Source organism: Chitinophaga ginsengisegetis (assembly GCF_900168065.1).
Lineage (GTDB): Bacteria > Bacteroidota > Bacteroidia > Chitinophagales > Chitinophagaceae > Chitinophaga > Chitinophaga ginsengisegetis.
On sequence record NZ_FUZZ01000005.1, the window covers coordinates 565,558 to 587,378 of the forward strand.

Below are 21,821 nucleotides of genomic sequence, written 5' to 3' on the forward strand. Positions count from 1 at the left end.
TATGAAGAAATGGTTGCCGGTCCTGCTCATCGCTGCAATAGTGGCCGTTACCGCTTTTACGCCCCGGAAAATCACCTGGGTGGCCATCGGGGACTCTATTACGTATCTGAATGAACACCCCGATGAAACCGGGAACAGGATCACCAAAGGATACCTGACCCGCGTAACAGAAAAGCTCCCGGATATACAGTACATCAATAAAGGCTATAACGGCTGGACTTCCGGCGGTATCGCCGATGCCATTGAAAAACTGGATCTCGTAAAAGCAGATGTATACTCTGTATTCCTCGGTACCAACGACTGGTGGGGCGGCCGTCCGGTTGGTACTTTCTCCGACTATCTTCATAAAACCGGCAACAGCACCGTGTACGGCGCATTCCGGACCATCATTGATAAGCTGAAGTCGCTGAATAAAAACGCGCACATCATCCTGATCACCCCGCTGCAACGCGGCGATTTTGTATACATCGCCGATATGCATAACAACGCCTGGGGCTCTTACAAAGAAAAGAAGGGGCAGCAGCTTTCACAGGTGGTGGCTGCCATCGATTCTATTGCCGGCTACGAACACTTCGATAAATTAGACCTGTATCATAACAGCGGTATCACCCTGGAAAATATGGTGAAGTATAAACGCCTGAAAGACCCTGCCACCGGCGAATACAAGGACTACCACTGGCCGGAGTATAAAGACATTCCCTTTCATCCGGACACCGACGAATACCCTTATCCCGTTTCCGCCATCGATATGACGTACGATGGTTTGCATCCTTCCGATAAAGGATTTGCCGTAATTGCGGATATGCTGGTGGAAATAATGAAGCGGTATTAGCCTCCTTTCTGACACTTGAAAAGTTGGTTAAGTGCTGATAACATTAACACTATATATCGTCTGAAATAAATATGCTATATTACCCCTGGTTTAAATTTTGAATAATGGCGATTAACTTACAAAAGGGACAAAGGATCGACATCGGCCTCTCAAAAATCAGTATTGGTTTAGGCTGGCATCCTAATGAAGGAACAGGCTCGGCTTTCGACCTGGACGCCTCTGCATTTATGATCGATGAAACCCGGCACATTCTCCAGGAAGAATATTTTATCTTCTACGGAAATACTGATTCTCCCGATGGCGCGCTGCATCACACCGGCGATGACCCTACCGGCGGCAACAGCGCCGATGGCGATGATGAAACCATCCAGGTAGACCTCACAAAAATAGATCCCCGCGTAAGGGAAATTTTATTCGTGGTAACCATCCATGAAGCCATCAGCAGAAGACAAAACTTCGGACAGGTAAGAGATTCGTATATCCGTGTTGTTGATGAAGGCTCCGGCAATGAAATTGCAAAGTATGAACTGGGAGAAGATTTCTCCATTGAAACAGGCGTGGAATTTGGCCGTCTTTACCTGAAAGATGGTAAATGGAAATTTGAAGCATCCGGTATTGGCTACAGGGAAGATCTGGCTTACTTCTTATCCAAATATTTCAAAGGTCAGATTATTAAATAATCCCTGATAAACTACCACCTATGGCTATCAATTTAGTAAAAGGTCAAACTATCGACCTCCGTAAAAACGACAAAGGAGAAGAATTCGATTTATCAACGGTCACTATCGGATTGGGCTGGGATGTACGGCAAACAAAAAGCAAGGAAGGCTTCCTCGGAAAATTATTCGGCGGCGAAAAAAAAGAAGCAGAATACGACCTGGATGCAGTAGCCATGTTGCTGGACAGCAGCGGCAAAGTGGCTAATCTCGGCAGAACCGTTCAAACAAGGGATGGCCGGTCAGTAGGATTGTTTGAGGGAGATGTGATCTTCTTCAATTCCATGCGCCACCCTTCCGGTAATATCTGGTTAACCGGCGATAACCGCACCGGCGCAGGTGATGGCGATGATGAACAAATTATCATCAAACTGGATCAGCTGGAAAGTAAATACGAAAAGATCCTGTTTATGGTCACCATCTACAATGGCCGCGCCACTAACCAGCACTTTGGTATGATCGATAATGCCTTTATCCGCGCGGTGGACAACCGGGGAAAGGAAATTGCAAAATTCAGCCTGTCGGGCGACAGCACCTACAACGGTATGTGCTCCATGACATTTGCGGAAATTTATCGTAAAGATGGCGCCTGGAAATTCAGGGCCATTGGTATTCCACATCAATCCGATAGCTTTGTGGATGAATTGAAAAAGTTAACCTATTCCTGATAACAAAAAACCTATATTCAGCATACCTTCATCCTGCGGAAAACGCAGGATGAAATGTTACCCATTTTCAACATGCCAACACTGGTATTAAATTAATGCAGTATGAGAAGATTACCCGTGTATCTTTTGTTAGATACTTCCGGTTCTATGAATGGAGAACCTATTGAGGCTGTAAAAAATGGTGTACAGATAATGATTAACTCATTACGCCAAAACCCACAGGCCATTGAAACCGCCTTTATCAGCATCATCACTTTCGATAGTTCCGCAAGGCAGGTAGTACCCCTTACCGATCTTGCGTCTTTCCAGATGGTGGATATAAAAGCCACCGGCACTACCGCACTGGGAGAAGCCCTGCAGCTGGTAAGCAACTGCATCGATCATGAAGTGGCCAAAACCACTACGGAAAAGAAAGGCGACTGGAAACCACTCGTGTTCATTATGACGGACGGCATTCCTACCGATAGCTGGCAAAGCGGACTGGCAGCATTTAAACAACGCAAAGTAGCTTATACAATCGCTTGTGCCGCCGGCTCCGGTGCCGATACCGCTATCCTGAAACAAATAACGGATAATGTACTCAGCCTGGATACTGCCGACAGTCAGAGCATCGCCCGCTTCTTTGCATGGGTAACCGCTTCTATCGGCGTCACCTCCACAAAAGTGGAAGATGCCGGCAAAGAATTAATAGGCTTAAACGAACTGCCGCCACCACCGGCAGAACTGAATATCGTGGTGTAAGAAATTAAAATACTGATATGCGACGATTACCGGTTTTTTTCTTATTGGATACCTCCGGATCTATGTACGGTGAACCCATACAGGCGCTCAACAACGCCCTGAGCGGCATGGTAAACACTTTGCGGATGGACCCCCAGGCAATGGATTCCCTGTGGCTCAGCATCATCACTTTCGACCGGGAAGTAAAAGAACTGACACCACTGGTGGAACTGGCCAACTTCCAGCTGCCGGAAATTACCTGCCCCCAGAGCGGCCCCACGCACACCGGCTATGCACTGGAATTCCTCCATGCAAAAGTAAATAGCGAAGTACGCAAAGGTACCCCCACACAAAAAGGCGACTGGCGCCCGTTGTTATTTCTTTTTACCGATGGTAAACCCTCGGATCTGCAGCTGTACCGCAAAATGATCCCGCTGATAAAGGAGCTGAACTTCGCCACCATCGTAGGTTGCGCGGCAGGCAAAGCAGCAGACAACGGCATGCTCAAAGAACTGACAGATACCGTGGTGCATCTCGATACCGCCGACAGCGCCACACTTAAACAATTTTTTAAGTGGGTATCCGACACCATAGAACAGGGAAACAAAAGCATGGGCACCACCGAGCAGGTAACACTGCCGCCGCCCCCCAATGAAGTGAATTTAGTCATCTGATAATAAAAAGAATGAACGTAAAATTGATCGGACATGATTTTAAATGTCTGGAAGTAGAATTATCCCAACAGGAGAAATTCTTCTGTGAGAAAGGCGCACTGATCTATCATGAAGAAGGAATTACTTCAAAGGTCAACGTATTCGATAAAGGCGTAGCCGGACTGATAAAAAGAAAACTCACCGGCGAAAGTATTTTCCAGGTAGAACTGTGCAATACCAATCTCAATCCGCGCAAACTGGTGGTAGCCGGTAAAGTAGGGCTGCTGCCCATTAATCTCAAGCAAGTCACCACCGGCATTGTTTGTAAAGCAGGCGCGTATGTAGCCTCCTCCGACAAAATTGATATTGATGTAAAAATGAACCTCACCTCCCTCATTGGCGGCACGGGCCTCATCATGCAGAAAATAACAGGATTTTGTACTGTTTTTTTAGATGTGATTGGCACACCCATTACGCTGGACCTCGCACCCGGACAAACCGTTTTTGTGGATGAAAAGAGTTTCATCTGCATGAATGCAGATATGGTAAACCGGATGTCGTCACATTTCTCAGGAAATAATCTCCTGGGAGGAGAAGGATTAAGTATGTTGAAAATTACCGGTCCGGGTACAGTATATATCACTTCCGTAAATTTTGGATAATGAGAAGACTTCCTGTTTATTTCCTGATAGACGTCTCCGAATCAATGGTAGGAGAACCCATTCAACAGGTGGAAGAAGGCCTGGGACAAATCATCCAGGCGCTGAAAACAGATCCCTACGCCATAGAAACAGCGTGGATCTCTATTATTGTTTTCGCTGGCCAGGCAAAAACACTGGTACCCCTGCAGGAAATCATCAACTTTTATCCGCCACGTTTTCCCATCGGCGGCGGTACCTCTTTAAGCAGGGGACTGGGACACCTCATGTACGAACTGAGAAAAAACCAGGTGAAAACCACCTATGATATGAAAGGCGACTGGAAACCCATCATCTTTCTTTTCACAGATGGCGTACCTACCGACGATACCACTGCAGCGATCACGGAATGGAAACAGAACTGGCAACGCACCGCCAATATGGTGGCCGTTTCCTTTGGTAACGAAGCAGATACCAACGTGCTGAAAGAACTGACAGAAAACGTGGTGCATTTTAAAAACAGCTCTCCTGCGGCGTACAAACAGTTCTTCAAATGGATCACCGACTCAATCAAAACCAGCAGCGAAAGCGTAGAGAAAAACGCTTCCGGATTTGAACTGTCGAAAATACATGACACTGATACATTGTCGAAAATAGATCTCTCCAAACCATTGCCTCCCGCCAGTTATACCGACAGCAACTTCGTGGTAATGGTAGGGAAGTGCCAGCACATGCAACGCGACTATCTCATGAAATACCGCCGCGCAGAACAGGACGCAGAAATATACGGTTTGAACCTGAACCGGCTGTATTACCGGCTGGTAGGGGCGTTCCAGGTAGATAAAACCTATCACGAACTGTCCGATAGCAACGCCAAACCAACCAGCATCAACAGTGAAGAACTGATCGGCAATCCCACCTGCCCCTGCTGCGGCAACCAGTGGGGATTTGCACTCTGCTCCTGTGGCCAGATCCATTGCATCGGCGAAGAAAAGCTCAGTACCTGCCCCACCTGCGGCAACACCGCAGCCTACGGCGCCAGCGAAGGCGGTTTCGATGTAAACCGGGCACAAGGCTAACCGACAAAAGATCAACATGGACAAATCCTTTATCCAGGAATTATTTAAAGCAAATAATATTACGGTTGGCACTAACCGGCAGCACCTGTTCGACGCATTTGTAAACGAAGAGAAAAACAGGCTGGCAGTGAAGCTGATCATGGAAAATAAAAAGCTACTAATGGATACCTGGCAGTTTAAAAACCGGTTAGCAGACATTCAGCAACAACCCGTCAGCATCCCGAATGCCACTGCCGGAAAGCCTTACGAGGTGAAACTGGACTTCGCGCAGCTGAACTGGAACGACTTTTCTTATTTCCATATCGAAGGGCTCGAGGAATCCGGTCTGCAATACGACCCGGAAACAAAGGTGATCCGCGGTACACCCGTTAAAAGCGGCGACTTTAAACTCACGCTGAAATACCGCATCAACGGGGAAGACGAAGCCTCCGCACCAAACGAAAAAAAGGTGCCGCTGGTGATCAACCCCAATCCAAAGTCGCTCTGGAAAAATATGGAGAGCGATAAAAACGATCCTTACTGGAAAGAAGACAATGTAGCCATATATGCCCCGCTGGGCGACCGGCATCTGCTGGCAGCCTCCAAAAGGGGCCGCTCACACGCCAATACCGGCGGCTTCCGGGAAGATGATTTTGCCTTTAAACACTTCACCGACACCGGCTGGAGTGTATTGGTCGTTTCAGACGGCGCCGGCAGCGCGCGGCTGTCGCGCGCAGGGTCCAGGATCGCATGCAACGGCATCGTGGAATACTTTGAACAGCACTTCACGCCTGAACTGAGAAGCACATTTGATGCGCTGATCGCCACACACACTGCCGCCCCAGGCGATAAAACACAAAAAGAACTCACCCGCTTTGTATACGATAACCTCGGCAAAGCAGCGTTCACCATACATAAAAAGCTGGAAGAATTTGCTGCAACCGCTGCCGCACCAGTGAAAGATCTTCATTCCACACTTATATTTGTACTTTTAAAAAAGTACGAATCAGGCTATGTGATCATGAGCTTTGGCGTAGGCGACTGCCCCATTGCTTTGATAAATAAGGACTTTTCAGATATTGCGTTGCTGAACCGCCTGGATGTAGGGGAATTTAGCGGGGGAACCCGGTTTATTACCATGCAGGAAATCTTTAAAAGTGATACATTTGCAACCCGCTTCGGGTTCAGGCTGGTGCCGGATTTTTCGTACCTCATGCTGATGACAGACGGTATTTATGACCCCAAGTTTGAAGTAGAAGCCAACCTGGAGAAGCTGACAGAGTGGAAAGCACTGCTGGAAGACCTCGGCGGAAAGAACGATGACAACGTAAAAGTAGACCTGGCCAGCCATACAACGGAAACCGCCAACCAGCTATCTGCCTGGATGGACTTCTGGAGCCCCGGGAATCATGACGACAGAACTTTAATGATCATCAGTTAAGTATGCGGACTATATGAGTACAAAAACGGTGAATTCCGTCATCAATGCAGGAAAAAGTTATCAGTACGTTGATAATGGAGAACCTATGCGTGGCGGTATGAAGGACGTTTACTTCAGCCCGGATAAATCATACGTGGTGGCATTTTATCGTGATGCGCAGGACTACGCTTCGAAAGAACGGTTACGGAAAATTGTAACGGATTACTATAACAGCTTCTTTAACCGCGAAGGCGGCGACTACTACCGGGCTCTTTATTGCTGGCCCACAGATATGGTGGAAGCGGATAAAAAGGTGGGACTCGTAGTACCGTGTTATCATGCTAACTTTTTTTTCAAGAAGGGATACGCCTCAAACGACCTGATTAAAGGAAAGGAAAAAGAAGGGAAATGGTTTGCTTCACCCAAATTCAGGAATAAACAGTTTACCCTGCGCCTGGATGAAGCCGAACTGGGCAACTGGTTAAGCTATTTCCAGATTGGTGTAAATATTTCAAGAGGCGTGAAACGCCTCCACGCCGCCGGACTCGCACATTCCGACCTGTCGTATAAAAATGTGCTGGTAGACCCGGTAAGTAAATCGGCTACCATCATTGATATTGATGGCCTCGTGGTACCGGGCCTGTTTCCACCCGATGTAATTGGCACCGCCGATTTCATTGCACCGGAAGTACTGGCCACCAAACACCTGGACCTGAAAGATCCGGGCAGGAAACTGCCTAATCGCCTTACCGACCTGCACGCACTGGCGGTAATGATCTACATGTATCTTTTATACCGTCATCCCTTGAAAGGAGGGAAGATCCACGATCTCGACGCAGAAAAAGACGACCTGCTGGCAATGGGAGAGAAGGCGCTGTTTATTGAACATCCGCAGGATACTTCCAACCGGCCAAAACTGAATCACGTTAATCCGAAGGAATTGCCCTGGGCAGATGTAAATAAGCTGCCATACACCATTACAGGGCCTTACCTGAAGGAGCTGTTCTACCAGGCGTTTGTAACCGGTTTGCACCAGCCAACCGAACGTCCGCCGGCAGAAATGTGGGAACAGGCGTTGTTAAAAACAACAGACCTCATGCAGCCCTGCAGCAATGCGGCCTGTGAACAGAAATGGTATGTTTTTGATAATACCCATTCTCCCAAATGCCCCTTCTGCGGCACGCCGCATAAAGGTACCCTGCCCGTGCTGGACCTCTATTACGAGTTTAAGCCAACGGTATGGAAACCGGAAAACCACCGGCTGATGGTGTATAATAATCAATACCTGTTCCAGTGGCACGTAAACAGGAATACCATCCGCAATGAAAGAATCACCGCCGCGCAAAAAGTGCCGGTCGGGTATTTTGTATTTCACCAGGGAAAATGGGTGTTGGTAAACCAGCAGCTCACTTCTTTAAAAGATCTTACGGAAGACAAAGAAATTCCCATCGGCGCCATGGTGGAATTAACGGATGGAAAAAGACTGCTGCTGTCGAGGGAAGAGGGTGGAAGAGTAGTGATCATAACAATTGCCAACAAGTAGAAACCTATATAAAAAAATAAACTGAAATGAATGAATTAATCCAACAAATTATTGACAACCCAATACCTTCGGCGATCATTGTCGGGAACCTGGTTATCATTGAAAGCTTACTGTCGGTAGATAACGCCGCCGTACTGGCTACAATGGTAATGGACCTGCCCGAAAAACAACGCGACCGCGCCCTTAAATACGGGATCTTCGGCGCTTACCTGTTCCGTGGTCTGGCTATGCTGTTTGCGTCTTTCCTGATCAAGATCTGGTGGCTGAAACCATTGGGCGGTTTATATCTCCTGTACCTGGTATTCAGTTGGTGGAAAAATAAGAAAACAGAAGGAGAGAAAGAAGAAGAGAGCATCGACAAAGGCCAGAACTGGCTATACAAGGCCACCGTGGGGGCTATCGGGCCTTTCTGGGCTACAGTGGCACTGGTGGAGCTGATGGATATGGCCTTCTCTATAGATAATATTTTTGCTGCGGTAGCTTTTACCGATAATATATTACTGGTGTGTTTGGGCGTGTTTATCGGTATACTCGCCATGCGTTTTGTGGCGCAGGCTTTCGTGAAACTGATGACGAAGTTTACCTTCCTGGAATCAGCAGCGTATATCGTTATTGCTATTCTCGGTATTAAACTGACCTTGTCTATTTACGAACACTTCTTCCCGGAATCGCCTATCACGCATTTCCTGGAAAGTTCACAGGCAGATATCATTACGTCGATCATCACCGTAGGCGTGTTTATTGTTCCGATCATTACTTCGGCGCTGTTAAACTTCCCTAAAAGGACCCCTGCTGCAGAGTTGGAGAAAAAATGATGCCGGTCACAAACCGGATCAACTTAATAAAGGTTTCTATGGCGCCAGTCTCCGGACTGGTGCCTTTTTATTTAAATGACATTGGTATTCAGCATCGTTTTGAGGATGTTGGTCTGTACGTCAAAGCGACCAATATGCTGGAGGAAATCAACATCGGAAATCTTCTCATAATATTCCTTCAGCAACGCCTGCACATTGTCCGGGATCACCGTTTTCAGTACATTGGCGCGGCTCATCAGGTTATCATTCTTATCCGTTAGTTCCTGTACGATCCTTGTTTTTTTAGAGAGGGTATTGGACCAGTCGACATCCGTAATTTTTGAAAGATCGCAGAACAGGAATAAATTTTTTGCGGGGAAGAAGAGAAAGTAACGGTCCATATTAAGGAAGCGGTACACTTCCAGGATGAGGTTACCGGCACTGAGCCCGCAAAAGAACTCGGTTTTAAAATCCATTTTGCACAACAATCCCATCAGCTTGCGTTGTATGATGGCGGAGTTATTCCGGTACACGTCTGCCGGGTTGAATTTAATCAGCTCGTTGAGCGCTTCGGTAGAAATATCGAAATAAAAATCCTGGGAGAAGCGGGCGCTGAAAGCATTGATATTTTTGGAAAAGGGGTAGTCTTCGGAGTTGTCAGACAGCACCTGGTACAGCTTCCGCAAAGATAAATTGATCTTCAGGGATTGCTTCTGTTTATCCAGCTGGTAATTTTTCTCTGAAAAAACGGAGTCGTTTATATTTTCGATCAGGTCTTTGTTGATCTGGATTTCATCATACAAAATACTCACGTTCCTTTCGTTGCTGGCTTTTATTTTCCGCAGGAGCTCGATCACTGTGGTGGTGTATTGCAGATGGAAGAGTTCCAGCTTATTGATATCGAGTTCTGGATTGGTTTCAAATAATTTATGGACAACCTGGCTTCGGAGATAGATCTTGTATATTATCTCTTCTTCAAAAAAAGTGGACAGCAATTGTAATTTGCTGATAGTTTTATTTGAGTCATTTAATATGATTGCCAGGTTATCCTCCATTACTTATCCTCCGTTAGCTAACGTTTGTTACATTTTTCTTCAGCTCTGTTTCCAGCGTCTGCAATTCACCATTCAGCACTTTCCGGCTTTCGGTGCCCTGTTCGTGGATCTTCTTCACTTCATGTAAAGTTTCAATCAGCGACTGGGTAGTTCTTTTCAATGTTTCAATGGATACTACCGTTTTCTCGTTCTCTTTCGCTACCTCAATACTGTTTTGTTTCAGCAGGTCGGCATTCTTCTGGAGAATGGTATTGGTGGTATCGGAAATTTTCTTCTGCATTTCCACGTTGGCTTTCTGTCTTTGCAACGCCACCGCAATGGTGAGCTGGTTTTTCCAGACAGGGATCGTGGTGGAAATGATTGATTGCGCCTTTTCCGCAATAGAAGTATTGTTATTTTGTACCAGCCTGATCTGGGCTAAAGACTGCAGCATAATAAAGCGTACAATCTTCATGTCGGCCAGTCTTTTATCCAGGCGGGTAACGAAATCCCTCAAATCAGCGATCTCATAGTCGTTGTAATTGGCGGCATTCACTTCCATTTCAGCCAGCTTCTGGCTAAGCTCATTGTATTTCAGCTGACCTGAAATAATGAGATCTTCCATTTGCTTGATGTAAGATACGTTACTATCAAACATGGTTTGCAAAGAACTGTTGTCTTTCAGTGAATTGATACGGCCCGCTTTGATCTTGTTGGTGATCTTATCGATGTTGCTGATAACGGTATCGTATTTCTGGAAAAGCTTTTTGGCATCAAATACCAGCTTTTTCAGGAAGGGTATTTTGGAGATAAAACTCTGCAAAGCACCCTGGTTCAGCTCATCTACGTCGATATAATTCAGTTCAGTCAGCAGATCGTTGATCAATCCGCCTACTTCGCCGGAGTTATAGGTACGTACAGAAGTCAGGAACTCATTACTGTATTTTTCCATTGAATTCTGTACTTCTGTACCGTAATTCAGGATGGAATTTACATCGGTGATCACCAGTGTTTTACTTATTTCCCCGTATTTCTTGGCGTCGTCCGGCGTAATAACCGCCAGATCCACATTTCCTTCTTTGTCGAGCCTCACCGCGGGAAGGGTTTGGTCGGTGATATTTGGGTTTGCTTCCATAAGGTATCTGATTATAAATTGATATTATCTTATCAAAAGTAAATCCTACAGGTAGTTCTGCGCAACGGTGTTCACGGTTTCCTGCAGCTTTTTATCTTTTGTAGGTTCACCGATCGCATTAAATTTCCATTCGCCGTTCTTCTTGTAAAAAACACCCATCACCATAGATACGTGTCCTGCAAAGCCGGGGCCGCTGGCAATATCATAGGTGGCAAATACTTCATTCACGCGGGCAGGGGTACCTTCATAGATGCGGATAGACGCAAAAGGAATGGTACCGAAATCGTGTCCGCGGAAGCTGTTCAGCACAAACGCCACGTAGTTGGTATTGGCATCCAGCCGGGAAAAATCGAGGGTGATCACCTCGTTGTCCAGGCCGTCGTTGCCGTTCAGGTCACCGGTAAGATCATCGCCGCTGTGTTTTACCGCGTTGTCTTTGGATCTCAGGTTACCGAAGTAAACCACTTCCTGCAGCTGTTTCTGTTCTGTGAACATGGCGCAGCTGCCGTCCAGGTCTACCGCTTCTTTGGTTTTAGACAGGCCAAACAGGCCCTTCTTTTCAATGGCGCCCCAGTTGATCCCTACACAGATATTCTGGAGTTTGGCACCATTGCTTTTTTCAAGATTTATACGCTGACCTTTTTGAAGATTGATTGCCATAGTAAGCTAATATTTTTAGATATAGTGGTGTATAAATTAGTTGTATTTATTCAGGTAGTCCTGCAGGCCGCCTTTCATGCCAACGCCTACTGCTTCAAACTTCCATTCGTCGTTGCGTTTGTAAATTCTTCCGAATTCAACGGCTGTTTCAATAGAGAAATCTTCTTCCAGCTCGTATTTCAGCAATACCTCGTTGGTAACCGGGTCGAATATACGTACAAAGGAATTCCTTACCTGGCCGAAGTTCTGCCGGCGTGCTTCCGCATCATGGATGGTAACCACCACGCATATTTCGGTGATTTTTGAATCTGCTTTGGACAGGTCAATCTTGATCTGTTCATCATCGCCGCCGCCATCGCCGGTGAGATTATCGCCGGTATGCTCTACGCTGCCATCGGGCGATACCAGGTTATTGTAAAAAATAAAGTGCTGATCGGATAAAATCTTTTTATTCTCTCCCATTACAAACAGGGAAGCATCCAGATCGAAGCTGGTGCCGGTAGATGAAGCATTCGCGTCCCAGCCCAGGCCAATTACGAATTTGGGCGCATTAATTGTTTGCCGCTGACCTTTTTGCAAATTAATTGCCATGTTGTATGCTTTTATGTTTTCTGTTAAATAAGTAATTTTTAATAAAATTCAGATTTTTCTGGTACACTTCTATCGTATGATAACCGTTTCCCAGGGCCATATTATACAAAAGATTTACGAATTTATCTGTTTGATTTTGCAGGAAAATACAAAATGAATCAAAATCGTAGTTCAAAATATACTTTACAATCCGTGTATTAATGAAAAAGTGTTCCCCCTGGATAATCTTTTCCAGGTGGAATATTGACTTTACAAAATGATAGTTCAGGTGGTTTTCAATGTTGGGATGAATGCTTTTATTCTGCAGTTCCGCATAATAAAGCAGGTACACATCATTGGAAAGGTCGTAGGCATCCACCATTTTCAGGATCATCCTTTCATGGCCGCCCGTAATTTTGATGTCGTCCAGGAAAATCACCTTCTTCCCGGTCAGGAATTGACGGTCGATGTGGAAGCTGTCGTTGCCGATCAGCTTTAGCCGTTGCTCCGCATCCAGTTCGCCGTAATCCTCCTTGTAAGTAATGGTACGATGCACTTTGGTTTCCTGTAAAACGGGGTGCCCGTGCGCCGCCAGCCACCTGTTCAGATGGAAAACGAAATAGTTTTTCATGGCAAAGGTAGCCGTTGGAATGAAGGAATACGGACTGGAAACCACTACAAACTGCGGTACTTCCTGTCCTTTCAGGTGATGCTCAATAAACCCTTCCGCCAGGCTGGTCCCGAATTTTTCGGCAACGGCATCGTCCCCGAATTTAAAACGGCTGTAGTCATCGGGGCAAAACCCGAAATGGCCAGGATGGGTGATCTTATGAAGTGAATAGGTTGTTGTCATCAGTTAAGTAAACTTGAAATACATTGATTATTGGAGTTGACCAGTAAAGTACGAATGCCTGTCACCTGCGCCCCGTTGATATCTGCTTTTACATTATCGCCAATATGTATGATGTTACTTAGCGGGATTGCTGTATCATTTCTTACTGTTGCCACGTTTTCCAGCATGAGGCGAAACATTTTTTCATTGGGTTTCGACATGCCGGTTTCATCTGAATACAACTGGAAATCGAAAAAGCGCTCCAGTTCCAACTCCTGTAATACGCGTCTTAACGTGCTGCCTTTTATAAAGGCCGTATTACTGAGTAAACTGATGGTACTATCGGACGATTCTTTTATCCTGCGCAATGTTTTCACTGTTTCCGAGCAATAAATAACCGGGAGGTATTTAAGCACCAAGGCGTCCATCTCCTGGTAAAGCCCGGCCAGATCAATGTTTCCGAAGTCGTTACCGTAATCATTTATTTCACTGATCACCATGAGATACATTTCTTCCGCATCAATATTGCCGCCTGTTTTTTCATTGATGGCATTGCACAGCAGATCTGTTTTGCGGAAAATACGGCCTACCTCTTCCAGCGTTTTTTGGTGTTGATTGAAATGGTTGTAAAAAAAGCGCGTCCTTTCCTGTTTAAATAAAGGATTCGATTTTATTAAAGTTAACCATAGATCAAAAGAATAATGTTGGTATATGTTCATGTACTTTTTATAGCATTTACGTCACGCCGGTAATTGTTAGTTGGTCCGGTTCCCTGTAGCAGCATACCTGTAAGGGTTAATCCAATGTGGTAGCGTAACATTAATATAAGTAATATTTAGTTGCTCCCGTTTAATCTTTTTGTTACCAAATCAGTTTGTTATGGGTTAATACTAAAAAAAGCCAGCATATTGCTTTTTTTCAAGCTCCTAATATAGGATTTTATCTTTCACAAAAACCCAAAACGATCTGTTAATGTATTGGTAATAAAGTAAGTTGGTTTTTAAGTTATCTAGTATTCTTTATGCAATTTCATGCGGCTAAGCTACCAAAAAGCAGCTATTCTTCACCTGTGGAAATTCTCAGGCGGCAGGTGCTGTATTTGGCATACTCTGTGAGCCGGCCCACTGTGAATGCCAGGCTGTTGTCTTTATCCGCCTGCCACGTACCGCCATTTTAACATCCGTTTACAATTGTTTAAAATCCGTTGACAGGTTACCGTAGAAAGATGTATTAACTTATCTACCTGAACAACCAAAACTACATTGAGCAGCAATTGCCTCACCAGGGGCAGTTGCTTATAATTGAAAACCCGAAACCCCCTTTCATTAATTCATCTTAAAAAAAAATGTATGAAAACTTCATTGTTTGCTGCAGCATTCATTGTGCTGGGCATACTGTACGGATGCGAAAAGAAAAGCGTTCCCGGCAGTGACCTTCAACCCGTTCCCGGAAAAACAAACCTGCAGGTGTTAGCCACGCCACCCGCCACCTGGCAGGAGCATTGGTTTGAACACGTGCAATTGCTGAACCGCGTTTTTTATGATACCAGCGTAGCCGTGTATTTCGATAACGACGTAAACAGCAGCATCACCTGGCCCAATACCTATCTCGCGCAGGTGTGGAACTATACCAAAAGTACCTACGGCGCTTTTGGCGACGATTCCCGCCTTTTTGTAATCCTGCATTCCGGTAAATATTCCGGTGGCCACCCTTCTACGTATATGGATGCCGGTCATGATTACCGCAACGTAATAGATGTAGGTTCCTCCGATCCCAATGCCTGGATCTCCGGCGCCGGCAACGACATCGACCTCACCACCCATGAAGTAGGGCATATCGTGGAAGGCGCTTCCAAAGGCGTACACGGCTCCCCGGCCTTTGGCATCTGGCACGACAGCAAATGGATGGAGATTTACCAGTATGATGTATACCTGGCCCTGGGCCGCAGCGCCGATGTGACCCGCTGGTACAACATGAAGATCACCCAAACAGATGCTTACCCCCGCGCAGGCACCTACTGGTTCAGGGATTGGTTTTATCCGATTTACAATAACTACGGCGGTGTAACTGCACTGAACAAATTCTTCGCACTGCTGGCGCAGCACTTCCCCAAACAAACTTTCAACAACGGCATCACCACTTACCCCGAATACACCCGCGGGCTTAACTTCGGGGAGTTTGTACATTACTGGAGCGGCGCAGCCAATAAAGACCTGAAGCAACTTGCACTCACCGCCTTTGGCAATAAAGACGAACAGGGCAACGACTGGACCGCACAACTAAAGCAGGCAAAAACAGATTTCCCGGGCATCACCTATCCGTCGGACGACATCACCGGTTCAGGCACTATTACCGTGAGCAAGGAAAACACCGGCGGCGCCTCCGCAGCAGAAGGCTCCCTGAAGCTCACCGATAATGTATACAGCACCAAGTTGTTTGTAAACACCGTGCCTACGGATTTCAAAATGCAGCTGCAGTTCGCCACCGCGCAAACCGTAAAATCATATACCCTCACTTCCGGTAACGACGCGATAGACCGCGATCCTAAAAACTGGCAGCTGAAAGGCTCTGATAATGGTATTACCTGGACTGTACTGGATACGCAAACCAACCAGGTATTCAGTGCCAGGAATCAAACCAGGCAGTTTGTTATTCCCAATACCACGGCGTATAAGTATTATGCGGTGTATGTAACCGCCACCAATGGCAGCGTGGATTTTCAGCTAAGCGAATGGAGATTGTTTAAATAAACAGGAGAGGGCTGTTGCTGTAAAAAGGAACAGCCCTTTATTTTCGTAGGCAGGTAACCGTTATTTCATATCCTCAAACCGGCGCAGTATTTCTTCCAGTTGCTTCCTGGTGAGGTCAATATTCATCCCCTGCGGATCCAGGATATTTTTGGCCCTCAGTTCTTTCAATGTCCTGTTAAAACTCCGGGTAGTAATACCCAGGTAAGCCGCCATATCCTTTTTTGGAATAACAATGTCCTGTTCCGCTTCCAGTGCCAGCAGGCGAAGCAACGCATACTCCACCGGGTATAGCTGCTGGTAAGACGCACGGATACAGGTTTGACGGATACGGATAACCAATTCTTCCAGCATCAACCCGTTGAACTCCGTATTGTTGAGCAGCAGCCAGCTAAACAAGGTATGCGGAATGGCATACACCGTTACGGGTGTAATGGCTTCAATATTACAAAGACATTTTTCTTTCCTGATCCCTTCCAGGTCCCCCGTAATTTCGCCCTTGCCCAGGAATTCGAAAATATAGTCTTTCCCGTTATCTTCTTCGATATAACATTTTGTAATACCTTCCCGTATAATATAAACATGGCTGATGGTATCGCCCTGGCGGATGAGCCGCGTACCGGCAGTGAAGGTCTTTATCGCCACTGCTTCGCTTTCCCTGCCGCTGGCAGTGAACCGTTCCATGAAATGAAGAAAAGCAGGATTAGTCCGTAACATATTTTTAAGAGTGAGACAAATGTCCCGATTTATAAACCGCCGGTTTCTATTTTTGCACCCGGAAAAACGTAAAAATAACAATGATCTCTGATATTAGCGTGATCGCATTTGATGCCGATGACACCCTTTGGGTAAACGAGCCATACTTCCAGGAAACAGAAGCCCTTTTTTGCGGCCTGCTGGAAGATTATCTGCCGCATCATACCGTGTCGCAGGAACTGTTTAAAACAGAAATGGCCAACCTGGAACTCTATGGCTATGGCATAAAATCTTTTATGCTCTGCATGATAGAAACTGTGTTGCGCGTATCTGAAAATACCGCCAGCCCGGAAGTATTCCATAAAGTGCTCCAGTACGGAAAAGAAATGCTGGATAAACCCATTGTACTGCTCGATGGGGTGGAAGACGTGCTGCAGGCGCTCTCCGGCAAATATCGCCTGGTAGTGGCCACAAAAGGCGATCTGCTGGACCAGGAACGCAAACTGAGGAAATCGGGCCTGGAGCATTATTTCCATCATATTGAAATTATGAGCGACAAAAAGGAGCGCGACTACAGCAAATTAATAAAGCACCTCGACTGCCGCCCCGAAGAATTCCTGATGATGGGCAACTCCCTGAAATCGGACGTATTGCCGGTGCTGGCATTGGGCGGTCATGCTATCCATATTCCGTATCATACCACCTGGCAGCATGAACATATTGATCATACCATTGAAGATCCCCGTTTTTACCAGTTTAATACAATGGCAGACATCCTGCCGCATTTAATATCATGAAACAATTATTAGACCTGGATACCTGGGCGAGAAAAGAACACTTTAATTTTTTCCGCCAGTTTGAGGAACCCTTTTTTGGGGTCACCACAGATATCGACTGCACCACTGCCTTTAACAAGGCCAAAGCCAGCGGGGATTCCTTCTTCCTAAGCTACCTGCACAAATCACTGGCAGCCGCCAATGAAATTACCCCTTTCCGTTACCGCATTGCCGGCGACGAAGTATGGGTGTACGACCAGGTACACGCATCGCCCACCATTAACCGGCCCGACGGTACTTTTGGTTTCGCGTATATGAATTTTTATGAAGATGCTGCTGCGTTCGAAGCCAGCAGCAAAGCGGAAATAGAAAGAGTACGTCAAAGTACAGGGCTGATCCCCGCTGTGTCAGGAGAAAATGTGATCCATTATTCCTCCCTGCCCTGGATTAATTTTACCGCAGTATCCCATGCACGGAGTTTTTCGTTTAAAGATAGCTGCCCTAAAATTACTTTCGGTAAAGTGAAAGAAGTGGGAGCGCGGAAAATGATGCCGGTGTCGGTACATGTGCATCATGCGCTGATGGATGGGTTTCATGTGGCGCAGTTCCTGGATGGGTTTCAGCAGAGGATGGAAGAATGAATATTTGGAGCATAGCCGGAATTGTATAGTTTGGTAGCATAATCAGATTGAGTCAGGTAAATACTGAAATAAAATCACGTAGTTAAAAATTAATATGTATTCCCGGTAGTGCGGGGTTACTTCCCGGATACTTCTGGGTTACTTCTTGGATACTTAGGAGTCGTCTATGCGTCGTATTCCCCATACAGTTCCTATACAGTCCCCATACAGTCACTATACTGTTACCATACACTCCCCATACACTCACCATACACTCACCATACACTCACCATACACTCACCATACACTTCCCATACACTCCCAATACACTTAGGGTCATTTTTACCGGCTCATATATCGGTTTTTGAGAATATCAGATAGCGGCAAATGTGGTCAGGCCTCCACCAGCTTCCCCAGGGCGATCAGGTTGGGGCGGCTTCCCCAGGCTTTAACGGATGTCTTTAGCGGCGTAACGGCGTTTATCCGCATAACAGCCGCCAAAGAAAATGATCCACAGAACCCGGGAGTGGCATCTGACCAGTTACGCAGGGGTATTGGATTTTAATAAAGACACTTGTCAGGCCTGGAGAAAGCCCCAGCTTTTCGCTCAAGGTCCAACATCGCCTGTAACGACTTCTCCGGCGCGCTTGTAGCTGGCTATAATAACCCCTTTTGGTGTCACATGGCTTTCTGTTAAGGTAAATGCTGCCGGGATCGTGCCGTTTTCGAACAGCTTTTTTCCTTCACCAAGAATCACCGGGTAAATTTTGAGCCGGAATTCGTCCACCAGGTCGTGCTTAAGTAACAGCTGAATGAGCTTACCGCTTCCCCAAACCTGGATGTCAGCACCCTCCGAATTCTTAAGCTTTTCGATGTCTGCCAGGCCTTTGAGGAAAAAGGTATTTTCCCAATCTGATTTTTCCAGGGTTTCCGACAGTACGTATTTGTTGCCATCATTGATGCCTGGCCAGAAGTCGGCATGTTGAGGCCAGTAGGATGCGAAAATATCAAATGTTTTTCTACCTAAAAGATATGCTGCCGGTTTCATCTCTTCTTTCATGATCTCACCAAAAACCTCATCACCATAAGATACTGTCCAGCCGCCATGTTTGAAGCCGCCTGATGTGTCTTCCTGGGGGCCGCCCGGGGCCTGCATTACACCATCTAAGGTAATCATTGATAAAACAGTTATTCTTCTCATACTATTATCGTTTATTGTTTAAAAAAAGGTTTTGTTATGATTTAAGGTTTGCTTTCAAAATGCCTGGCAACATCTCTTATTATAGTTACTTCAAAAAACTATCCAGGTAACCCAATATTGTTTTGGTCTGCATCATCAGGCTGACATGGCTCTGCGAAGGAACAACGGCCAGTTGCGATTTAGGCATTACTCCAAAATCAGCACAGATGGCGCCTCCCAGTAGCTGATATGTTTTTATCAACTCAATTTTGTCCAGGCCATCATTGTCGCCCGAGATCAGTAATACAGGCGAACTGATTTTCGCAATATTGGCGTCACCCATATTGAATGGTACATTACTAAGAGCAATCATCTGTTCCAGGAACTTGGTCCATTTTGTTTTGTCGGGCGCCACTGCATCGTATGCGGCTTTCATAGGCGTGTTTGCAAAAAGTTCAGGCTTCATTACTTTAAACGCATTGTTTACTTCGGGTAGCCAGCCATCACTTTTATAGGTAGAAGAAATGATTACTAATTTTCTTACCCGTTTAGGGCTTTGTATAGCAAGCTGGTAAGCCACGGTGCCGCCAAAACTATATCCAGCTACATCAGCGCTGTCAATTTTCAGGTAATCCATTACTCCTGCTACATCACTTGCTAAAGTAGCACGCGATAATTTTCTATCTGAATACTGTGTACGTCCATGTCCCTGCAATTCAATGGCTATTACTTTCCTGGTTTTTGACAGCTCAGGGATTAATTCGCCCCAGTTGGTACCAATGGTCATAAAGGCGCCATGTAATAAAACTATAGGCTGGCCTTCGCCATGTACTTCATAATATACTTTGATGCCATTAACAGGCACGTAACCACTGTCGGAAGATTGGGATTGTCCGTTTGAGGGGGATGCTGCAAACATAGTAATCGCAATGAGTATGATTGATTTAAGAAGATGAGGTGTGCGGAGTAAATTTTTCATAAGGTCGTTTAATTGATAGTTTGAATTTTATTGACTATACAAAACTAGCATCCGCTTTAGGATTTGACCCGGGGGGAAAACGACAACTTGAGGGATGAATTCCGACAAAATGTACGCATAACAGTTTGGAATGATGTTATTACATCTTCGGAGAAAGGTTTTTTTCTTCCCACCTCTATTTGTAGCAATTTTGCAACACTTCCGGTCTCCTTTTTATTTCATAGACCCACTACCAGCAGGTACTTCCTGTCAGGCAGCCTTTTTGCGGTACCACCCGCAAATTCAGGCACATTATTTAAAATCATGCTTTATGAATAAAAAATTGCTGGTTCTGGGAGCAGCTGCGTCTGCTGCCGCGGCATATTTGCTATACAACAATACTAAAGTATCCATCCCCAAAGGGGCCAAAGCCGTTTCTCCTTTTGACCTGGAGAAGTACCTGGGCACCTGGTATGAAATTGCCCGGCTGGATTACCGGCTTGAATATCATCTCAGTAATGTTTCAGCTACCTATTCACTAAAGGAAAACGGAGAAATAAAGGTGGATAACAAGGGATATGATACGAAGAAATACCGCTGGAAGGAAAGCGAAGGGAAAGCCGCGTTCGTAAACGGTCCCGGTGAAGCCCGGTTGAAAGTATCTTCCTCCGGTCCGTTTTACGCAGGCTATAATGTAATTGATATCGATGAAAAGTATCAGTACGCGTTGGTAGCGGGAAATAACCTGAACTATATCTGGATTTTATCACGCACCAAAACGATTCCTGAAGACATTAAAATCCGTTTCCTGGCGACGGCCGCAGCATTGGGATATGATACCGGCGCGCTTATATGGACTAAACACGATAGTTACGTGGGGCGGAGTTAAAGCCGGCGGAAAAATAAATTAGGATTTACTAAAAATATTAGTATTTTTGTTTCAGAAAGCAAATGAATAATGTAAAAAAGCCTTGAGAACCATGCTGTAGTGGCCATCAGGGCTTTTTTATTTTATGTGGGTACTAACTATCTTAGTATCTTCCCTGGAACGTTAAATTCAGTTCATGCATAATCCCCTGGCGCTGCTCTCTCCCGAATTAGTGATGTCCTTAGCAAAGCATGGCTTCATTGCTTTTATAAGACAAAGCTATCCGCGTGGGAAAGATCATTTTGATCCGGATACCATAGAAACCTTTCTTATCACGCCCTATAAAACTCTCGCGCAGGCAAATGAGCACCTGCTGCACATTTCAGCGGATCATAGAAAAGGCATTTACCATGCCGCCAACCCGGAAGAAATGGAGAAGCTGATGACTGCCGCCACGCAACCCAAAGGATATAAAGTGTATGTGGCTTTGCTGAAAGTCCGGAAATGGAAAGGTACCGCGCAGTTGCAGGAGAAACTTAAACACTACCTGCAAACAAACACCAAATGGAAAGTAAAAGATGGGGCTATAGTGGCCGATCTTTACCTGCATTACGGAGAACTGATGCTGAAGCTGGTGAACCCGGTGGGGGAAATCAGGTTGCCTTTAAGCGAAGTGGAAAGATACTAAACAGGGTACCGGTGA

25 protein-coding genes are annotated in these 21,821 nt (G+C 45.8%); 16 read left to right on the top strand and 9 right to left on the bottom strand.

The window, feature by feature from the left end; translation table 11 throughout:
- Nucleotide 1 precedes the first annotated feature (1 nt).
- From B5Z18_RS28470 to B5Z18_RS28515, 10 genes are all read left to right on the top strand, one after another.
- Nucleotides 2-832, top strand: coding sequence for an SGNH/GDSL hydrolase family protein (locus tag B5Z18_RS28470; protein WP_079472944.1), 831 nt, complete (start codon nt 2-4; stop codon nt 830-832).
- A gap of 104 nt (nt 833-936) precedes the next feature.
- Nucleotides 937-1,512 (top strand): TerD family protein, encoded by a 576-nt coding sequence (locus B5Z18_RS28475; RefSeq protein WP_079472945.1) that lies wholly within the window; start codon nt 937-939, stop codon nt 1,510-1,512.
- Between the two features lie 20 nt (nt 1,513-1,532).
- Complete coding sequence (locus B5Z18_RS28480) at nt 1,533-2,216, top strand: TerD family protein (RefSeq protein WP_079472946.1); 684 nt, start codon at nt 1,533-1,535, stop codon at nt 2,214-2,216.
- 102 nt (nt 2,217-2,318) lie between these two features.
- Nucleotides 2,319-2,957, top strand: coding sequence for a vWA domain-containing protein (locus B5Z18_RS28485; protein ID WP_079472947.1), 639 nt, complete (start codon nt 2,319-2,321; stop codon nt 2,955-2,957).
- Nucleotides 2,958-2,974: 17 nt separating this feature from the next.
- Nucleotides 2,975-3,610 (top strand): vWA domain-containing protein, encoded by a 636-nt coding sequence (locus B5Z18_RS28490; RefSeq protein WP_079472948.1) that lies wholly within the window; start codon nt 2,975-2,977, stop codon nt 3,608-3,610.
- A gap of 11 nt (nt 3,611-3,621) precedes the next feature.
- Complete coding sequence (locus tag B5Z18_RS28495) at nt 3,622-4,251, top strand: AIM24 family protein (protein ID WP_079472949.1); 630 nt, start codon at nt 3,622-3,624, stop codon at nt 4,249-4,251.
- A complete protein-coding gene (locus B5Z18_RS28500) occupies nt 4,251-5,306 on the top strand; it encodes a TerY-C metal binding domain-containing protein (RefSeq protein WP_079472950.1) in 1,056 nt (351 codons plus the stop codon). Before B5Z18_RS28495 ends, B5Z18_RS28500 begins: the two co-directional genes overlap by 1 nt.
- 16 nt (nt 5,307-5,322) lie before the next feature.
- The gene (locus tag B5Z18_RS28505) at nt 5,323-6,726 is read left to right on the top strand and encodes a PP2C family serine/threonine-protein phosphatase (protein ID WP_079472951.1); all 1,404 of its coding nucleotides are present in this window, start codon (nt 5,323-5,325) and stop codon (nt 6,724-6,726) included.
- 13 nt (nt 6,727-6,739) lie between these two features.
- Nucleotides 6,740-8,248 carry a helix-hairpin-helix domain-containing protein gene (locus B5Z18_RS28510; RefSeq protein WP_079472952.1) on the top strand — a complete coding sequence of 503 codons (1,509 nt, stop codon included), beginning with the start codon at nt 6,740-6,742 and terminating at the stop codon, nt 8,246-8,248.
- Between the two features lie 26 nt (nt 8,249-8,274).
- Nucleotides 8,275-9,063, top strand: coding sequence for a TerC family protein (locus B5Z18_RS28515; RefSeq protein WP_079472953.1), 789 nt, complete (start codon nt 8,275-8,277; stop codon nt 9,061-9,063).
- Nucleotides 9,064-9,134: 71 nt separating this feature from the next.
- On the opposite strand, the gene B5Z18_RS28520 is transcribed toward B5Z18_RS28515, so the two are convergent.
- From B5Z18_RS28520 to B5Z18_RS28545, 6 genes are read right to left on the bottom strand one after another with little or no spacing between them, the layout of a single operon-like run.
- The gene (locus B5Z18_RS28520) at nt 9,135-10,097 is read right to left on the bottom strand and encodes a hypothetical protein (RefSeq protein WP_079472954.1); all 963 of its coding nucleotides are present in this window, start codon (nt 10,095-10,097) and stop codon (nt 9,135-9,137) included.
- Between the two features lie 13 nt (nt 10,098-10,110).
- Entirely contained in the window at nt 10,111-11,211 is a 1,101-nt protein-coding gene (locus B5Z18_RS28525; RefSeq protein ID WP_079472955.1) for a toxic anion resistance protein, read from the bottom strand.
- A gap of 45 nt (nt 11,212-11,256) precedes the next feature.
- A complete protein-coding gene (locus B5Z18_RS28530) occupies nt 11,257-11,871 on the bottom strand; it encodes a TerD family protein (RefSeq protein WP_079472956.1) in 615 nt (204 codons plus the stop codon).
- 36 nt (nt 11,872-11,907) lie between these two features.
- Nucleotides 11,908-12,462, bottom strand: coding sequence for a TerD family protein (locus tag B5Z18_RS28535; RefSeq protein ID WP_079472957.1), 555 nt, complete (start codon nt 12,460-12,462; stop codon nt 11,908-11,910).
- Complete coding sequence (locus B5Z18_RS28540; protein WP_079472958.1) at nt 12,452-13,294, bottom strand: phosphoribosyltransferase family protein; 843 nt, start codon at nt 13,292-13,294, stop codon at nt 12,452-12,454. Before B5Z18_RS28540 ends, B5Z18_RS28535 begins: the two co-directional genes overlap by 11 nt.
- Nucleotides 13,294-13,992 carry an HAD family hydrolase gene (locus B5Z18_RS28545; protein ID WP_079472959.1) on the bottom strand — a complete coding sequence of 233 codons (699 nt, stop codon included), beginning with the start codon at nt 13,990-13,992 and terminating at the stop codon, nt 13,294-13,296. The genes B5Z18_RS28540 and B5Z18_RS28545 overlap by 1 nt, the downstream gene beginning before the upstream one ends.
- 630 nt (nt 13,993-14,622) lie before the next feature.
- Here B5Z18_RS28545 and B5Z18_RS28550 point away from each other — a divergent pair.
- Nucleotides 14,623-16,023 (top strand): hypothetical protein, encoded by a 1,401-nt coding sequence (locus tag B5Z18_RS28550; protein WP_200817379.1) that lies wholly within the window; start codon nt 14,623-14,625, stop codon nt 16,021-16,023.
- Nucleotides 16,024-16,083: 60 nt separating this feature from the next.
- On the opposite strand, the gene B5Z18_RS28555 is transcribed toward B5Z18_RS28550, so the two are convergent.
- The gene (locus B5Z18_RS28555; protein WP_079472960.1) at nt 16,084-16,737 is read right to left on the bottom strand and encodes a Crp/Fnr family transcriptional regulator; all 654 of its coding nucleotides are present in this window, start codon (nt 16,735-16,737) and stop codon (nt 16,084-16,086) included.
- A gap of 80 nt (nt 16,738-16,817) precedes the next feature.
- Here B5Z18_RS28555 and B5Z18_RS28560 point away from each other — a divergent pair, with 80 nt between their 5' ends.
- From B5Z18_RS28560 to B5Z18_RS32400, 3 genes are all read left to right on the top strand, one after another.
- On the top strand, nt 16,818-17,513 hold the full coding sequence (locus tag B5Z18_RS28560; protein WP_079472961.1) for an HAD family hydrolase: 696 nt from the start codon (nt 16,818-16,820) through the stop codon (nt 17,511-17,513).
- A complete protein-coding gene (locus B5Z18_RS28565) occupies nt 17,510-18,133 on the top strand; it encodes a chloramphenicol acetyltransferase (RefSeq protein ID WP_079472962.1) in 624 nt (207 codons plus the stop codon). The genes B5Z18_RS28560 and B5Z18_RS28565 overlap by 4 nt, the downstream gene beginning before the upstream one ends.
- Before the next feature lie 343 nt (nt 18,134-18,476).
- Nucleotides 18,477-18,677 (top strand): hypothetical protein, encoded by a 201-nt coding sequence (locus B5Z18_RS32400; protein ID WP_143313732.1) that lies wholly within the window; start codon nt 18,477-18,479, stop codon nt 18,675-18,677.
- 42 nt (nt 18,678-18,719) lie between these two features.
- Here B5Z18_RS32400 and B5Z18_RS28570 read toward each other — a convergent pair whose 3' ends face one another.
- Complete coding sequence (locus B5Z18_RS28570; RefSeq protein WP_079472963.1) at nt 18,720-19,313, bottom strand: dihydrofolate reductase family protein; 594 nt, start codon at nt 19,311-19,313, stop codon at nt 18,720-18,722.
- Nucleotides 19,314-19,398: 85 nt separating this feature from the next.
- Nucleotides 19,399-20,271, bottom strand: coding sequence for an alpha/beta fold hydrolase (locus tag B5Z18_RS28575; RefSeq protein WP_079472964.1), 873 nt, complete (start codon nt 20,269-20,271; stop codon nt 19,399-19,401).
- A 310-nt stretch (nt 20,272-20,581) separates the two neighbouring features.
- Between B5Z18_RS28575 and B5Z18_RS28580 the strand changes: the two genes are divergently transcribed.
- Nucleotides 20,582-21,139, top strand: coding sequence for a lipocalin family protein (locus tag B5Z18_RS28580; RefSeq protein WP_079472965.1), 558 nt, complete (start codon nt 20,582-20,584; stop codon nt 21,137-21,139).
- A gap of 175 nt (nt 21,140-21,314) precedes the next feature.
- Entirely contained in the window at nt 21,315-21,806 is a 492-nt protein-coding gene (locus tag B5Z18_RS28585) for a hypothetical protein (RefSeq protein ID WP_079472966.1), read from the top strand.
- Nucleotides 21,807-21,821: the final 15 nt, after the last annotated feature.